The sequence below is a fragment of the Mesorhizobium oxytropidicola genome (assembly GCF_056174625.1).
Window position 1 is genome coordinate 2,294,706 of sequence record NZ_CM149692.1, and the last position, 16,816, is coordinate 2,311,521.

9 protein-coding genes and 2 pseudogenes are annotated in these 16,816 nt (G+C 64.4%); 9 read left to right on the top strand and 2 right to left on the bottom strand.

Annotated features, from left to right (window positions below):
* Positions 1–58: 58 nt before the first annotated feature.
* The 8 genes and pseudogenes from AC0V8S_RS11470 (at position 59) to amaB (ending at position 12,525) form a co-directional block, all read left to right on the top strand.
* Positions 59–3,419, top strand: a pseudogene (locus AC0V8S_RS11470) (transglutaminase family protein).
* Positions 3,420–3,425: 6 nt separating this feature from the next.
* Positions 3,426–5,837: a circularly permuted type 2 ATP-grasp protein gene (locus AC0V8S_RS11475; protein WP_475437732.1), complete on the top strand. Its 2,412-nt coding sequence runs from the start codon at positions 3,426–3,428 to the stop codon at positions 5,835–5,837.
* 65 nt (positions 5,838–5,902) lie between these two features.
* A complete protein-coding gene (locus tag AC0V8S_RS11480) occupies positions 5,903–6,787 on the top strand; it encodes a transglutaminase family protein (protein ID WP_095199305.1) in 885 nt (294 codons plus the stop codon).
* 150 nt (positions 6,788–6,937) lie between these two features.
* Positions 6,938–7,876 carry a glycosyltransferase family 2 protein gene (locus AC0V8S_RS11485; RefSeq protein ID WP_475437733.1) on the top strand — a complete coding sequence of 313 codons (939 nt, stop codon included), beginning with the start codon at positions 6,938–6,940 and terminating at the stop codon, positions 7,874–7,876.
* A 102-nt stretch (positions 7,877–7,978) separates the two neighbouring features.
* The gene (locus AC0V8S_RS11490; protein WP_475437734.1) at positions 7,979–9,070 is read left to right on the top strand and encodes a DNA topoisomerase IB; all 1,092 of its coding nucleotides are present in this window, start codon (positions 7,979–7,981) and stop codon (positions 9,068–9,070) included.
* A gap of 98 nt (positions 9,071–9,168) precedes the next feature.
* A complete protein-coding gene (locus tag AC0V8S_RS11495; protein WP_475437735.1) occupies positions 9,169–9,543 on the top strand; it encodes a YciI family protein in 375 nt (124 codons plus the stop codon).
* A pseudogene (locus tag AC0V8S_RS11500) lies at positions 9,540–10,815 on the top strand (RNA polymerase sigma factor). Before AC0V8S_RS11495 ends, AC0V8S_RS11500 begins: the two are co-directional and overlap by 4 nt.
* A gap of 195 nt (positions 10,816–11,010) precedes the next feature.
* Positions 11,011–12,525: an L-piperidine-6-carboxylate dehydrogenase gene (amaB, locus tag AC0V8S_RS11505; protein ID WP_475437736.1), complete on the top strand. Its 1,515-nt coding sequence runs from the start codon at positions 11,011–11,013 to the stop codon at positions 12,523–12,525.
* 242 nt (positions 12,526–12,767) lie between these two features.
* Here amaB and AC0V8S_RS11510 read toward each other — a convergent pair whose 3' ends face one another.
* Positions 12,768–13,634, bottom strand: a complete 867-nt coding sequence (locus AC0V8S_RS11510; protein WP_475437737.1) for a hypothetical protein — start codon at positions 13,632–13,634, stop codon at positions 12,768–12,770.
* A gap of 148 nt (positions 13,635–13,782) precedes the next feature.
* Positions 13,783–14,697: a hypothetical protein gene (locus AC0V8S_RS11515; RefSeq protein WP_183462707.1), complete on the bottom strand. Its 915-nt coding sequence runs from the start codon at positions 14,695–14,697 to the stop codon at positions 13,783–13,785.
* 402 nt (positions 14,698–15,099) lie between these two features.
* On the opposite strand from AC0V8S_RS11515, the gene AC0V8S_RS11520 reads away from it, so the two are divergent.
* Entirely contained in the window at positions 15,100–16,809 is a 1,710-nt protein-coding gene (locus AC0V8S_RS11520; protein ID WP_475437738.1) for a ShlB/FhaC/HecB family hemolysin secretion/activation protein, read from the top strand.
* Positions 16,810–16,816: the final 7 nt, after the last annotated feature.

Below are 16,816 nucleotides of genomic sequence, written 5' to 3' on the forward strand. Positions count from 1 at the left end.
CCGGCAGATGTGTCAGGGTTCGGCGAATTCATTTTGAAACGCCGATCTCCGGGGCCCCATGGCAATTTTGGCAGCCGTCTACCATCTGACCCATTACAAATACGACCGGCCGGTGGTTCTCGGGCCCCAGATCATCAGGCTGCAGCCGGCACCGCATTCCCGTACCAAGGTGCTCAGCCACTCTTTGAAGGTCGAGCCGGCGAACCACTTCGTCAATCTGCAGCAGGACCCTTACGGCAACTTCCTTGCCCGTTTCGTCTTCCCGGAGCCGGTGAGCGAGCTGAAGATCGAGGTCGACCTCGTCGCCGACATGACGGTCTACAATCCGTTCGATTTCTTCGTCGAGCCGTCAGCCGAGACGTTTCCGTTCGAGTATCCTGAAGAAATCCGCGACGATCTCGCCATCTACCGGACACCGGAGCCGGCGGGGCCGTTGCTCTCGGCCTTCCTGAGAACCGTCGAACGCAGCGCGAAAAACACCGTCAATTTCCTCGTCGACCTCAATGCGCGGCTGCAGCGCGAGATCGCCTATATCGTGCGCATGGAGACCGGCGTGTTCTCGCCGGAGGAAACGCTGGCCGCCGGCAAGGGCTCGTGCCGGGATTCCGAGCTGGCTGCTGGTGCAGATCCTGCGCAATCTCGGCATCGCCGCCCGCTTCGTGTCGGGCTATCTGATCCAGCTCAAACCCGACCTCATTGCGCTGGATGGGCCGGCCGGCACATCGGTCGATTTCACCGATCTGCACGCCTGGTGCGAGGTCTACCTGCCGGGCGCCGGCTGGATCGGCTTCGACCCGACCTCGGGCCTGCTCACCGGTGAAAGCCATGTGCCGCTTGCCGCGACACCGCATTTCCGCAATGCGGCACCGATTTCCGGCATGGCGAGCTTTGCCAATGTCGAATTCGGCTTCGAGATGCGGGTCGACCGCATCGCCGAGCATCCGCGCATCACCAAGCCGTTTTCGGATGAAAGCTGGCAGGCGCTCGATGCGCTCGGCAACAAGGTCGATGCGGCACTTGGCGCAGGGGACGTGCGGCTGACGATGGGCGGCGAGCCGACCTTCGTGTCGATCGACGATTTCGAGTCCGCCGAATGGAACACTGCCGCCGTCGGCCCGACCAAGCGCGAAAAGGCCGATGCGCTGATCCGCAAACTGCGCGAGCGCTTCGCGCCGGGCGGCTTTCTCCACTATGGCCAGGGCAAATGGTATCCGGGCGAAAGCCTGCCGCGCTGGACCTTCTCGCTCTACTGGCGCGCCGATGGCCAGCCGGTGTGGAGCGACCCGTCGCTGATCGCGCGCGAAAAGAGTTCGGCCGGTATCGGCCCGCAGCAGGCCGAAAGCCTGCTGACGGCGATCGCCGGCGAGCTCGGCATCGACAAGACCATGGTCAGCGAAGCCTATGAGGATCCGGCCGAATGGCTGCTCAAGGAAGGCAAGCTGCCGGAAAATGTCGATCCGTCCAATTCCAAGCTGGAGGACCCGGAAGAACGCAGCCGCATGGCGCGCGTGTTCGAGCGCGGGCTGACCAAACCGTCCGGCTATGTGCTGCCGGTGCAGCGCTGGAACAGCCAGGCGTCGGGGCCGCGCTGGCGCTCGGAAAAATGGAAGACGCGGCGCGGCCGGCTGTTCCTGGTACCCGGCGATTCACCGGTCGGTTATCGCTTGCCGCTCGGCACGCTGCCCTATGTGCCGCCGGCGCAGTTCCCCTATATCGTGCCGGTCGATCCGTCGCTGCCGCGCGGCCCGCTGCCGGCGCGCGAAGCGATCTTGCCTACTGCGGCGCCGGCGGAACTTGAAGGCGCCGATGAGATGGCGCGCCGGCAGCAGGCGGCGTCGTTTACCGCCGCGACCGGCCAGCAGGACCGGGTCGAACAGGAGATCACCGAGATCGGCGGCGCGGTGCGCACCGCGCTCTCCGTCGAGCCGCGCGATGGGCGGCTGTGCGTGTTCATGCCGCCGGTCGAGGCGCTTGAGGATTATCTCGAACTGGTCGCCGCCGCCGAGAATGCGGCCAAGGCGATCGGCCTGCCGGTCCATATTGAGGGTTATGGCCCGCCGCATGATCCGCGCCTCAATGTCATTCGCGTGGCGCCTGATCCCGGCGTCATCGAGGTCAACATCCATCCGGCTGCCAATTGGCAGGATTGCGTGGCGACGACGACGGCGATCTATGAGGAGGCGCGGCTGACCCGGCTTGGCGCCGACAAGTTCATGATCGATGGCCGCCACACCGGCACAGGCGGCGGCAACCATGTCGTGGTCGGTGGTGCGACGCCCAATGACAGCCCGTTCCTGCGCCGGCCCGATCTGTTGAAGAGCCTGGTGCTGCAGTGGCAGCGGCATCCGTCGCTGTCCTATCTGTTCTCTGGCCTGTTCATCGGCCCGACCAGCCAGGCGCCGCGCTTCGACGAGGCGCGTCACGATTCGCTCTACGAGCTCGAAATCGCCATGGCGCAGGTGCCGCATCCGGACCAGGGCGCAGCCCCCTTGCCGTGGCTGGTCGACCGGCTGTTCCGCAATTTGTTGACCGACGTCACTGGGAATACGCACCGCTCGGAAATCTGCATCGACAAGCTGTTCTCGCCGGATGGGCCGACCGGCCGGCTCGGCCTGGTCGAGTTCCGGCGGCTTCGAGATGCCGCCCAATGCGCGCATGAGCTTGGCGCAGCAATTGCTGGTCAGGGCGATCATTGCGCGCGCGTGGAAGAACCCGCTCGACGGTCGCTTCGTGCGCTGGGGCACCTCGCTGCATGACCGGTTCATGTTGCCGCATCATGTCTGGGCGGATTTCTCGACGTGCTCGACGACCTCAAGCTCAACGGTTTCGAGTTCCGTCCCGAATGGTTCGATGCGCAGCTCGAATTCCGTTTTCCGTTCTGTGGCGAGGTTCAGCACGCCGGCATCAAGCTGGAGCTGCGGCAGGCCCTGGAGCCGTGGCATGTCATGGGCGAACAGGGCGCCATCGGCGGCACCGTGCGCTTCGTCGATTCCTCGGTCGAGCGGCTGCAGGTCAAGACCGAAGGCCTCAACCCGGAGCGTCATGCCATCGTCTGTAACGGCCGCATCGTGCCGATGAAGGTCACGGACAACCGCGAAGTCGCGGTGGCGGGCGTACGCTTCAAGGCCTGGCAGCCAGCTTCGGGCCTGCATCCGGCGCTGCCGGTCAACACGCCACTGGTGTTCGACATCTATGACCGCTGGTCGGGCCGGGCAGTCGGCGGCTGCGTCTACCATGTCGCGCATCCCGGCGGCCGCAACTACGACACTTTCCCGGTCAATGGCAATGAGGCGGAGGCGCGGCGGCTTGCCCGCTTCGAGCCGCGCGGCCACACGCCATCAGGCTATGTGCTGCGCGAGGAACAACCAGCGGAAGATTTCCCGATGACCCTTGACCTTCGGCGGCCGGCAAGACTCTGATCAGCGATGGCAAAGGGGAATCACAAAAGGATACGCGGCAAGCCGCAGATCCACAGCCTGCTGGAGCACTACCAGCCGATCGACGGCGTCGTCGACGAGATGGTCGACGCTGCAGGCAATCCCCGCCCTGTGTGGAAGCATTTCATCGAGGCACTCGACGATCTCGGTGCCGAAAAGCTCGGCCAGCGCTTTGCCCGCGCCGACCAGTATCTGCGCGATGCCGGCGTCTACTACCGGGTCTACGACAAGGCTGGCGCCAATGAGCGCGAATGGCCGCTGGCGCATGTGCCGCTGCTTATCGAAGACAGCGAATGGGTGGCGATCAGCGCCGGTCTCGTGCAGCGGGCCGAACTGTTCGAGGAAACCATCGCCGATATCTATGGGCGCAACCGGCTGATCGAAAAAGGCATCCTGCCGGCGGGATTGATCGCGGCCAGCCCCGAATATCTGCGGCCTGTCGTGGGTACCACGCCGGCCGGCGGCCATTACCTGCATTTCTGTGCCTTCGAACTCGGCCGTGGCCCCGACGGCCAGTGGTGGGTGCTGGGCGACCGTACGCAGGCGCCGTCCGGCGCCGGCTTTGCGCTGGAGAACCGCGTCGCCACGACGCGCGCGCTCTCCGATATCTATGGCGAGATGCATGTGCACCGGCTTGCCGGCTTCTTCCGTCGCTTCCGCGATGCGCTGATCGGCATGGCCAGGGAAAGCGAAGGCCGCGTCGCCATATTGACTCCGGGGCCGCTCAACGAAACCTATTACGAACACGCCTATATCGCCCGCTATCTCGGCATCATGCTGCTCGAAGGGGAGGACCTGACCGTTTCCGGCGGCAGGCTGATGGTACGCACGGTTTCCGGCCTGATGCCGATCAGCGTGTTGTGGCGCCGCCTCGACGCTGCCTTCGCCGACCCGCTCGAATTGCGCTCGGATTCGCAGATCGGCACGCCGGGGCTGGTCGAGGCGATCCGGCAGGGGGCGGTATCCACCGTCAATGCGCTGGGCTCGGGCCTGATGGAAACGCGGGCGCTGCTCGCTTTCCTGCCCAAGATCGCGCGCGAATTGCGCGGCGAGGAGTTGCTCTTGCCGAGCGTCGCGACATGGTGGTGCGGGCAACCGACCGAACGCGCGCACGTGCTTGCCAATATCGACCGCATGGTGGTCGGTCCGGCGCTCTCGACAAGGCTTGCCTTCGAGGATGACGGCCAGACCACGCTCGGCTCGGCGCTATCGGCCGGGGAACGGGCGGAACTGGTGGCGCGCATCGAACGCGATGGCGGCGCCTTCGTCGGCCAGGAAGCGGTGACGCTGTCGACGACGCCGGTCTTTGTCGGTGGCTGGCTGGAGCCGCGGCCGGCGAGCCTGCGCGTCTATCTGGCGCGCACGCCCGAAGGCTGGACGGTGATGCCGGGCGGGTTCGCCCGTGTCGGCCTGTCGCTCGACCCGACGGCGATCGCCATGCAGCGCGGCGGCCAGGCGGCCGATGTCTGGGTGGTCAGCGACAAGCCGGTCGAGCGCGAGACGCTGCTGCCGCAAGAGGGCGACAGTTTCACCCGCACCAGGCCGGGCAGCCTGCCCAGCCGCGCGGCGGAAAACCTGACCTGGCTCGGCCGCTATATCGAGCGCTCGGAAGACACGGTGCGCATCCTGCGCGCCTATCATGTGCGGCTGGCCGAGACATCCGATCCGGATATGCCGTTGCTGGCCGATATCAGGGACTATCTCGAACCGTTCGGCATCGATGTCGAGACGGCGATCCCGTCGGGGCTGATCGGCACGCTGGACAGCGCGGTCTACAGCGCGGGCCAGATCCGCGACCGCTTCTCGCCCGATGGCTGGCTGGCGCTGAAGGACCTGTCGAAGACCATCCATCAGTTCGCCACGACGGTGGCGCCGGGCGACGACGCGACACGGGCCATGACCGTTATCCTGCGAAAGCTCGCCGGTTTTTCCGGCCTGCTGCACGAGAACATGTACCGTTTCGCCGGCTGGCGGTTCCTCGAGATCGGCCGGCGACTGGAACGGGGCATCCAGATCGCCCGTACGCTCGCCCGGCTGACCAGCCCCAAGGCGCCGGACGGCGCGCTGGACATGATGCTGGAGATCGGCGACAGCGTCATGACCCACCGCCGGCAATATCCGGTGCAGGCCGGCCGGCGCACGGTGATCGACCTTCTTGCGCTCGATCCGCTCAATCCGCGCTCGATCCTGTTCCAGTTGGAAAGGCTGAAGGCCGAGATTGGCCTGTTGCCGTCGGTCGGCGGCGAGGGGCACATGTCGCCTGCGGCGAAAGAGATCCTGCAGCTTAACACCCAGATCGCCATCAAGGAGCCTTCGGACATGACGGCAAAGGCGCTGGACGAACTCGCCTATGAAATCGGAGGCCTCTACAACAGCCTCGCCAAGGCCTATTTCGGCTAAGCAGGTTCCGCAAAAGTGTCGCGCGGTTTTGCGACAAGAACCTGCGTCAGGACAGAAAAGTTTGCATGCTTTACGACATCAGGCTTCATCTCCATTACGACTATGCCGCGGCGGCGGGTGGCGGCCGCCACCAGATCCGCGTGCTGCCGTCGACGATTTCAGGCGTGCAGCGGGTCATCGCCGCATCCCTGTCCTTCGCGCCGGCGCCCAATGAACGGTCGGATTTCTCCGATTTCTTCGGCAACAACGTCACCTCCATCGCCTTTCGCGATGCGCATGACGCGCTCGACATAAGGATGAGCGCCCGCGTTTCGGTGTCGCGGCCGGAGCCCGGGCTCGATGTCTCACCCGATATCGGGCGGCTGCGGCAGGAACTGGCCGCGGTGCGGTCGCTGGCGTCCGCGTCACCGCACCATTTTCTGGCGGGAAGCGCTCACTCCGGCATCGATGCGGCGATCACCACCTACGCACGAGACAGCATCGCCGGCTCGGCCGCCGGCACGGCAATGAACCTATGCAACCGCATTCACCGCGATTTCACCTATGACGGTGATGCAACCACAGTGCGGACCCGGGCCAGCGATGCGTTCAAACTGAAGCGCGGTGTCTGCCAGGACTTTTCGCATATCATGATTGCCGGGCTGCGCGGGCTCGGCATTCCGGCTGGCTATGTCAGCGGCTTCCTGCGCACCATCCCGCCCAAGGGCAAGCCCCGACTGGAAGGCGCCGATGCCATGCATGCCTGGGTCAAGGTCTGGTGCGGGCGTGACGCCGGCTGGCAGGAATTCGACCCGACCAACGGCATGCGGGCCAGCAATGACCACATCACCGTCGGTTACGGCCGTGACTATTCCGATGTCGCGCCGATCGTCGGCGTGCTGAAAACCACCGGCGGACAGGTCGGCGAGCAGGCTGTCGACGTCATTCCCGTCGCGCTCGAAAAGGCGTGAAAAGGGACCTGCTCACGCAAGGTGGTCCACTGGTACAATTCGGCATGAACAAAGACGACTTCTCAAGTGGTGACGTGGCAGCTACCCTTTAGTCGGTTTCGAGAGGACCAATAATCGCAGTATTGATGCGCGTGGGCGCGGGGTTTGGTATTGAAAGCGGTCAGCGTCGTCATCCCTGCCCACAATGCGGCGAAAACCATCGCTACAACGCTGGCGTCCCTCGCCAGCGAGGCGGGGGTTATCGGCGAGATTCTGCTCGTCGATGATGCATCGATAGACGGTACGGCTGCCGCCGCGCTGCAGGCCGCGGCGAAATTGTCTCTGCCGCTGCGTGTGCTGCCGGCCAATTGTCGCGATGCCGGTGGCGCGCGCAACATTGCACTGGCGCAGGTGCTGTACCCCTGGGTGTACCTCATCGACGCTGACGACCTGCATCTTGAAAGTGGCTTGCGCGCGTTGCTCCAGCAGGCAGATCGCCAGCCAAAAGCCGACATGATCGTTGGCGCTTACCGGCGTCGGGTGAATGGCCAGGACCGCCAGATCAAGGTGCCGAACGGATATCAGGCCGGCTGTCTGGCAAACGCTGCGGCCTATGTGAAAGGCGACATTCGCTCCGTCGCGGTGGGCAGCGTGCTTGCTTCGCGGCACCTCATCGGCCAAACGCGGTTTCCGGTCGGGCTGGCCTATGATGAGGACACATTGTTTTGGGCGCGGCTGATGAGCACGGCGTCGCTGGCCATGATCGAGCAGCCTGTGATGGTCTACGAAGTCTCGCCGATGCGCTCCGACGATCGTTTTACGATCAACCCGGTGCGGCGCTTCCTTGATTGGCGCCGGGAACTGCGCACACTCACCGATTGCAGCATCCCGGTCTCGGCGCTCAAGACCAGGGAGGGGCTTGTATCCCTCAAGATTGCCCGCGTCCACTATGCGCGCGGTGGCCTGGCCATGGCCGCGCGCTTCCTGGCGGTGGCCGCGGCCGCGCCGAAGCGACGGTCTGAGGCCTGGCGCTGCCTGCGTTACAGGCTCAAGCTCGCGGTGCGACGCCGGCTGTCGGCTCCACTGAACCAAATGCAGGACGCGCTGTAACCTGCCAGCCGCCAACACGTTCGGGATCGCCTGCTTTTCAGACGGTGTGTGGAACCAGCAGTCGGCCAACAGCTTATCTACGCATATTTGCGTGGAGCTTACATGCTGCAGAGATCCGGATTGCCGCACGGCCGGTCGACCGACGAAGACGCTGCGCCGAAGAATGGGGCGCAAAGCTCGGCCAGGGATGCCGCACTCACCTATGTCAGCGATGCCGAGCCTGGTATCCGCCGGCTGAGGACCAGCAAAGGATTTTCCTACACAGGACCGGACGGGAAAGCGGTCTCCGATGCCGCCAGGGCGCGTATCGAGGCGATCGTCATTCCGCCGGCCTGGACGGATGTGTGGATCTCGCCCGATGCCGATGGGCATATCCAGGCGACTGGAAGGGATCAGCGGGGGCGCAAGCAGTATCGCTATCATCCACAATGGGCCGAGGAGCGCGACGGCGCCAAATATTCGAGCCTCGTTGCTTTTGCTGAAAGCTTGGTCGACCTGCGGCGCACGATAGACAGCGATTTGCGCCGTCACGGCCTGCCATTTGAGCGTGTCGTCGCCGCAGTCGTCTGGCTGCTCGACAACACGATGATCCGCGTCGGCAATGCCGCCTATGCGCGCGACAATAAGAGCTTCGGCCTGACGACATTGCGGGACCGCCATGTCGACATCAAGGGATCGAGCCTGCGCTTTGCCTTCAAGGGCAAATCCGGCAAGGAATGGAAATTGAAGCTGGTCGATCGCCGCATCGCAGGGATCGTGCGGGGCGCCCAGGATCTGCCCGGCCAGAAGCTGTTCCAGTATCTCGACGAGGACGGCAACAGGCGCCCGGTCCGCTCCGATGACGTCAACCGCTATATCAGGGACGCCGCCGGCGATGCGTTCAGCTCCAAGCATTTCCGCACCTGGGGCGGCACCATCCACGCCGCGTCGCTGTTTGCGCAGACGGAGCTGCCCGAAGCCCAAGCCCAGCAAAAGCGGGTGATGAACAGCGTCATCGACAGAGTGGCCGAGCGGCTGGGCAACACCCGTACCGTCTGCCGCAAATGCTATATCCATCCGCTGGTTTTCGAGGCCTGGTCGCAAGGGCGGCTGCTGGCCGAAATGGCGGAAGCCAACAAGCGCAAGCGGTCCATAGAAGGTCTCGATGACGAGGAGGCGCTCGTGTTGAGGTGGTTGAAAACGCACGAAGGGTGACGCGCAACAATTGGCGCTCGCCACGTCAGATTTTTTTATCGACGCCGTGTCGGGATCGGTCCTACTGTTTCGTCCTTTGATACAGAAAAGGACCAACCATGCTCTACGCCATCCTATGCTATGCCTCCGAAGACGTCGTCAGCTCCTGGAGCAAGGCGCAGGACGACGAAGTGATGGCCAATCTCCTCAACGTTCAGGACAAGTACGCCAGGGCCGGCCGGCTCGGCCCGGTGGCGCGGCTTTTGCCGACGACGGCGGCGACGACGCTGCGGAAAGTCAAAGGCGAATCGGTGGTCATCGATGGGCCGTTCGCCGAGACCAAGGAGCAGTTCCTCGGTTTCTACACGCTGGAATGCGCCGATCTCGACGAGGCCGTCGAATTCGCCCGTGAGCTCTCCGAGGTCAACCCGAGCGGCGGCTCCTATGAGATCCGGCCGGTCTCGGTGTTCAATCCCACCAAGGTGGCCGTATGACCGAACTTGCCTGGATCAGCTCGGCGATCAGTTCTGCCCGCCCGCAGGCGATGGGCGCGCTGCTGCGCTATTTCCGCGATCTCGACACGGCGGAGGAAGCTTTCCAGGATGCCTGCCTCAGGGCGTTGAAGAACTGGCCGCAGAACGGGCCGCCGCGCGATCCGGCGGCCTGGCTGATCTTTGTCGGCCGCAACAGCGGCATCGATGCGGTGCGCAAGCGCGCCAAGCAGGCGCCGATGCCGGAAGAGGACCAGATTTCCGATCTGGAAGATGCCGAGAGCGACATCGCCGAGCGGCTGGACGGGGCACATTACCGCGATGACATTTTGCCGGCTGCTGTTCATCTGCTGTCATCCCGATTTGCCGGCAACGCAGCAGATCGCGGTCGCGCTGCGCATAGTCTCCGGTCTCACCGTCAAGCAGATCGCGCGCGCCTTCCTGGTCGGCGAGAGCGCCATGGAGCAGCGCATCACCCGCGCCAAGGCACGCATAGCGGACGCCGGCGTGCCGTTCGAGACGCCGGGCGCGGTCGAGCGGTCGGAGCGGCTCGCTGCTGTCGCTGCTATGGTCTACCTGATCTTCAACGAAGGCTATTCGACCAACAGCGGCGAGGCGCCGGCCCGCGCGCCGCTGTGCGAAGAGGCGATCCGGCTCGCCCGGCTGCTGCTGCGGCTGTTCCAGGCCGAGCCGGAGATCATGGGGCTCACGGCGCTGCTTCTGCTGCAGCATGCACGCGCACCCGCCCGTTTCGACGAAGATGGCGAGATCGTTCTGCTCGAGGACCAGGATCGCGGCCTGTGGAGCCGCAAGATGATCGACGAGGGGTTGGCGCTGGTCGACAAGGCATTGCGTCATCGCAAACCCGGCCCCTACCAGGTGCAGGCGGCGATCGCCGCGCTGCATGCGCGGGCAGAGAAGGCCGAGGACACCGACTGGGTGGAGATCGACCTGCTCTACGGCCTGCTCGAACAGATGCAGCCGTCGCCAGTCATCACGCTCAACCGCGCGGTGGCGGTCTCCAAGGTGCGCGGCCCGGAAGCCGCGCTTGCCATGATCGAGCCGCTGGAAGACAGGCTTTCCGGCTATTTCCACTTCTTCGGCCTCAAGGGCGGGCTCTTGATGCAGCTCGACCGAGGTGAGGAGGCGCGGGTCGCCTTCGACCGCGCCATCGCGCTTGCCAACACGGCAGCGGAAGCGGCCCATATCCGCATGCATATCGACCGTTTGATGAAAGACGGTGCCGTGCGCGCGCCGGCGAAAAAGGCCAACTGAGCCGCGTTTGCCCCTCTGGTTCAATCGTGTCGCCTGGATCAATCGTGTAATTTGGCCTTGGACCATGCCGGGTGGCGATTTTCCCCTGAAACGAGTAAGGCCACGCCATGACTGCGCCTGAAGTGCCTTTCGGCATGCGGGGCGACATGGCGCGAGGCTTCGACCGCCATATGATGGGATCTGAAAGGGATAAAAATGACCATAGCGAAGGAAACGGCCGAGCTTCTGGCGAAACTGGGTGTGGCCAAGGACACGCTGGTTGGCGGCGACCTGATCGTGCGCAGCCCGGTGACGGGTGAACAGATCGCGGCGCTGAAGACGATATCGCCGGCCGATGCGGCCAAGACCATCGATGCCGCGCACAAGGCGTTCCAGTCCTGGCGGCTGGTGCCGGGCCCGAAGCGCGGCGAACTGGTGCGGCTGCTCGGCGAGGAATTGCGTGCGCACAAGGCCGAGCTTGGCCGGCTGGTGTCGATCGAGGTCGGCAAGATCCCGTCCGAGGGCCTCGGCGAAGTGCAGGAGATGATCGACATCTGCGATTTCGCCGTCGGTCTGTCCCGGCAATTGTACGGTCTGACCATCGCCACCGAGCGTCCTGGCCATCGCATGATGGAAACCTGGCATCCGCTCGGCGTGGTCGGCGTCATTTCGGCCTTCAATTTCCCGGTCGCGGTATGGTCGTGGAATGCGGCACTGGCGCTGGTCTGCGGCGACGCGGTGGTGTGGAAACCGTCGGAGAAGACGCCGCTGACGGCGCTTGCCTGCGAGGCGATCTTTAAGCGCGCTGTGAAGCGTTTCGGCGCGGACGCACCGGCAGGATTGGCGCCGGTGCTGATCGGCGACCGTGCCGTCGGCGAAATCCTGGTCGACCACCCCAAGGTGCCGCTGGTTTCGGCGACCGGCTCGACCCGCATGGGCCGGGATGTCGGGCCGCGCCTGGCCAAGCGCTTTGCCCGCGCCGTGCTGGAGCTCGGCGGCAACAATGCCGGCATCGTTTGCCCGACCGCCGACCTCGACATGGCGCTGCGCGCCATCGCCTTCGGCGCCATGGGCACGGCCGGCCAGCGCTGCACGACGCTGCGGCGCCTGTTCGTGCATGAGAGCGTCTACGATGCCTTGGTGCCGCGGCTGAAGAAGGCCTATCAGAGCGTTTCGGTCGGCAATCCGCTGGAGACGTCGTCGCTGGTCGGACCGCTGATAGACAAGGCGGCGTTCGACGCCATGCAGAAGGCGTTGAAGGAAGCAGCCGCCCATGGGGGCAAGGTGACCGGCGGCACGCGGGTCGAGAACGGCCACCCCGATGCCTATTATGTGCATCCGGCGCTGGTCGAAATGCCGAAACAGGTCTCGCCGGTGACGGAAGAGACCTTCGCGCCGATCCTCTACGTGATGAAATATTCGGATTTCGACGCGGTACTCGATGAGCACAATGCGGTGGGTGCCGGCCTGTCGTCGTCGATCTTCACCCGCGACCTGCAGGAATCCGAGCGTTTCCTCGGTGTCGATGGTTCGGACTGCGGCATCGCCAACGTCAATATCGGCACGTCGGGCGCCGAGATCGGCGGTGCTTTCGGTGGCGAAAAGGAAACCGGCGGCGGCCGCGAGAGCGGCTCCGATGCGTGGAAGGCCTATATGCGCCGCGCCACCAATACGGTGAACTATTCGAAGGCGCTGCCGCTTGCCCAAGGCGTCTCGTTCGACATCGACTGAGGCGCCGAGGCGTGCCTCGGGTCAGTGTCGATCAAGCTTGTCGAGCGTCAAGTGAGACAGACGGAAGACCCACATCCCGCCGTGACGCTGGACAGCTTTCCGCGCTTGTCCAGCGTCGGTTTTTCGTACCGTCTTTTCATTTGGGTCCCTCTCCAATCATAGCGCCGCGCGCATAGCGGGCATTGGAGTGCTAGCGGGCATGACGAATTCGTGCATCCCCCGCACGGGGGATGCCGCACCGGTCAGCGGCCTGCCGTCGGACCAAAGGCGTCGGCGAAGGCGGTATCCATAATGGCCAGCTTCACCGCCTGGGCGGTTATGTATTCCTGATGGAAGTCGCGCGACACCCACATCACCGAGTTACCGCGTTGGCCGAGCCAGCCGACGCTGCCGAGATTTTCGGCATCACGCAGCTTGCGGGCCAAATGGGTTCGCGACAGTTTCAGCCATCTGGCGAAATCGCCGATCGAGACGATGCCGGTCGGGATCCGATCGAGGCCGGCATGGTCGGGATCGACGCTCGATATCAGCCAGTCCATGACGACGCCGCCATTGTTGAGCCAGGTGAACAAGGAAAAGGTCCGCTTGGGCTCGCGCACTGGATTGGACGACAGCAAGCCATCGGCAATCCGTGGCTGCACCATGGCGAGTGCGTCCGGCCGGGCCAGGAACACAGCGAGCCGGTTCCCTCCGTCGAGACTGTCCAGCGTCTGCAGATGCGCCAGCAGCCACAGGGTAACCGGCTCCAGCGAGGCCACCGACGGCTGCAGAGGGCGGATGCGGCGGTCCTGGGTTGCGGGCACATATTCGATGAAACCGTAGTGCAGCATTTCCTTGACGAAGGCGTCGGCGGTGTTGCGGCTGGCCACGGCATTCTGCCGGATCACGTCGATGAAGCGCGCCGCCGTCAGTTGCATGCGATAGTCGTCAGGCTCCCGCCTGAAATGCAGGGCGAGGCCGATATGGGCCATCAGCCAGCGTTGCTGCGTGGCGAACACCGAGGAAAGCCGCGGATTCGTCTCATAGGTCTGGTTCATCGCCGTCGCCTGGACGCGAACACAGCGATGCAATGCCGGATGGCCGGCAATTTCTTCCAACGTGAGCGCCATTCTCCCCCGCTGCGAAAAGCCCCCTTGTCGCGAAGACGCAAAAATACAATTTCAGCCTTCGCGGCTCGTGTCCAGACGCCGGCCGTCAATAGTGGGTGAATGTGTACAGTGGGAGCGAATTGCGTGAGCGCTCCGTGCGCGGCGCCGCTCAGCCACCGCCTTGCGATGGCGGAAAACAAGCCTTGAAGGCGTTGTCGACGACAGCCAGCTTGGCGGCCTGCACGGTCATGTATTCCTCATAGAACCTGTGCGACACCCACATCACCGAATGGCCACGCTGGCCAAGCCAGCCAATGCTGCCGAGTTCCTCGGCGGTGCGCAGTTTGCGGCCGAGATGGGTGCGCGACAGTTTGAGCCATTTGGCGAAGTCGCCGATCGAAACCACGCTGGTCGGAATCCGCTCCAGGCCGGCATGGTCCGGATCGATGCCGGACATCAGCCAATCCATGACGATACCGCCATTGTTGAGCCAGATGAACAGGGAAAAGGTCTGGTTGGGTTCGCGCACCGGCTCTGAGGCAAGCAGGCCGTCAGCGATCAACGGCTGCAGCGTGGCAAGCATGTCGGGCCGGTCCAGGTACCTTGCCAGCCGGTCGCCGCCATCGACATGGTCAAGCGTGCGCAGATGGGCGATCACCCAGCCGGTGAATCTCTCGATTGTCGCCGCCGTCGGTTGCAGGGGATGCGTGCGGCCGTCGCCGCCCGCCACATACTCGGCGATGTTGTAGTGCAGCATTTCCTTGATGAAAGCGTCCGCCGTGTTGCGGCTGGCCACCGCGTTCTTGTGCACGACCTCGATGAAACGCGATACGGTCAGCTCCTTGCGGCGGTCGTTCGGGTCGCGCCGGAAGTGCATGGCAAGGCCGACATGGGCCATCAGCCAGCGCTGCTGCGTGGCAAAGATGGAAGCCAGTCGCGGGGTTTCCTCATAGATGCGGATCAGGGACTGCGACTGTTCCTGAACGTAGCGGTGCAAGGCCGGATGGGCCGCTATGTCTTCCAGTTTCAGCGCGGATCTCCTGATCTCTTGAATCAACTCGTATCGCGAATTTGCGTTCCCCATTTTCCAGCCTTCAACACTTGTGTCCAGACGTACCAATTACGGAGAACAGGGCCTGCCGAGACACGCATCCACGACGACGGGCTTATGGTTCAATCTGCTAACCGATTGCTATGACTTGGAAAACCCCTCCCAATAATAGTCAGCCGAACGGCCGCTCGTTGAATTGACCTTCATCAGGGCCAGGCATAGTTTCCGCCTCATCCGACCGGCGGGGGCACGCCTTTCGGACAAGAGTGCATACCAGCCGTGGTTTTGACGAGCGATAAGACATCGCGCGGCGGCGAAGCTTTGCCGCGTTCTACTTCGAAATGCGAGTGACTGAGTGGATTATCGGAAAAAGATCGCGATTGGCAAAAATGCCGACGGCCTGCCTGTCTTGGGCGGGCCGTCGGTGCGTGGAACATGGCTGATCCTGCTGGCCGCCTCGGCATGTCTGTCGGTTCAGGCCAGTGCGTTCGCCGAGACCGCCAGCCAGATCACGCCGCCAAGCTTCCGGCCGCCACCGCAGGCCAACACGGTGGGCGTCTCCATCCCGGAAGGTTCGGCCTCCAGGCGCCGGCGGGCGCCGAGAAGCTGAAGGTCAAGCTCAGGGATGTCAGCGTCGAAGGCGGCCTGCCTGACATGGCCCAGGCGACGCGCAAGATCGTTTCGGGCCTCGCCCATCGTACGGTGACGGCGGCGGAGATCTTTGCCGCGGCGCGCGCGCTGGAGACCGAATATGGCCGCGCCGGCTACGCGCTTGTTCGGGTCGTGCTGCCGGCGCAGAAACTCAACGACGGTGCCAGGCTCAGGCTCGTCGTTGTCGACGGCTATCTCGAACGGATCGACACGAGCAACCTGCCTGAGCGCATACGCGGGCGGGTCGAGGCAACGTTGGCGCCGCTGGTCGGGCAGAAAAGCATCAAGCTGTCGGCGATCGAGCGCAAGCTGCTTCTGGCCGGCGACACGCCGGGCGCCAGGCTGCGCTCGACCTTGCAGGCCGGCGCCGCGAAGGGCGCCAGCGTACTGGTCATCGACGGCAAATATCGTCCGCTTGGCGGCCAGGCCACCGTCGACAATTCGCTGTCGCCGTCGCTGCAGCGCTGGTCGACAGGCGTCGGCGTCGATTTCAACTCGCTGCTTGGTCTCGGCGAACTCGTCTATGTGCGCATCGGCGGCTATCCCGATGGCGGTGAGAGCGGCCTGTTCACCGATGCCCCGCGCAACCGCAACTATGCCGCCGGCATCGTCGTGCCGATCGGCTATGACGGGCTGACGCTCAATCTGGAGGCCACCCACACACGCGCCAACCCGATCGCCGAGCCCGGCACGCTCGGTTTTGGCAGTGAATTCGAGCGTTATTCGGCGAGGCTTCGCTATCCCTGGATCCGCAGCCGCGAGCTGACCGTCAGCAGCGAACTCTCCTTCGACGCGCAGAACGATTTTCTCAATGCAGTGACGCCGATCTCGCTGCCGATCGCCGAGGATCGGCTGCGCATCATCAGATTCGGCACGGACGCAACCTGGTTCACGCCGCTCGGCGGCGTGTTCACCGGCAATGTCGTGGCCTCGTTCGGTATTGACGGGCTCGGCGCGCGCTCGGCCGCCGACGCCACGCCGCTGCTGCCGCTGTCGCGCCAGGGGGCCGATGCCGACTTCCCGAAGCTCGAGGTCTCGGCCAGCTACAGCCAGCCGCTGGCCACCCATCTCGGCCTCGATCTCTACGCCCGTGCGCAGACCTCGTTCGGCAAGCCGCTACTGCAGTCCGAGCAGATCGGGCTCACCGGCCCCAATGGCCTGTCGAGCTTCGACGCCGGCGCCCTGCAGGGCGATTCCGGCTATGTGCTGCGCGGCGAGCTGTCCTCGCCCTGGTACATGCCGTTCACCGGCGGCATCGTCTCGCTGTCGCCCTATGTCTTCGGCGCCGTCGGGCAGGTCCATCTCGAAATGCCGACCGTGCTCGAGACGGCCGATATTGTCGGCGCATCCTATGGGCTTGGCCTGAAGGTCGGCACGGCGCTTGCGGGCGATGCCACCAATGCCAGCCTGACCCTGGAATGGGGGCGCCAGCATCGCGACGACCATGTGCCGACCAGCGATCGCTTTTCGCTCGCCGGCGCCATCCAGTTCTGAGGCGTGA

What these genes read in the sequence shown, in the direction of transcription:
- AC0V8S_RS11475 (WP_475437732.1), top strand. Translation starts at nt 3,426, where the DNA reads ATGGCAAAGGGGAATCACAAAAGGATACGCGGCAAGCCGCAGATCCAC.
- AC0V8S_RS11480 (WP_095199305.1), top strand. Translation starts at nt 5,903, where the DNA reads ATGCTTTACGACATCAGGCTTCATCTCCATTACGACTATGCCGCGGCG.
- AC0V8S_RS11490 (WP_475437734.1), top strand. Translation starts at nt 7,979, where the DNA reads ATGCTGCAGAGATCCGGATTGCCGCACGGCCGGTCGACCGACGAAGAC.
- AC0V8S_RS11495 (WP_475437735.1), top strand. Translation starts at nt 9,169, where the DNA reads ATGCTCTACGCCATCCTATGCTATGCCTCCGAAGACGTCGTCAGCTCC.
- amaB (WP_475437736.1), top strand. Translation starts at nt 11,011, where the DNA reads ATGACCATAGCGAAGGAAACGGCCGAGCTTCTGGCGAAACTGGGTGTG.
- AC0V8S_RS11510 (WP_475437737.1), bottom strand. Translation starts at nt 13,634, where the DNA reads ATGGCGCTCACGTTGGAAGAAATTGCCGGCCATCCGGCATTGCATCGC.
- AC0V8S_RS11515 (WP_183462707.1), bottom strand. Translation starts at nt 14,697, where the DNA reads ATGGGGAACGCAAATTCGCGATACGAGTTGATTCAAGAGATCAGGAGA.
- AC0V8S_RS11520 (WP_475437738.1), top strand. Translation starts at nt 15,100, where the DNA reads ATGGCTGATCCTGCTGGCCGCCTCGGCATGTCTGTCGGTTCAGGCCAG.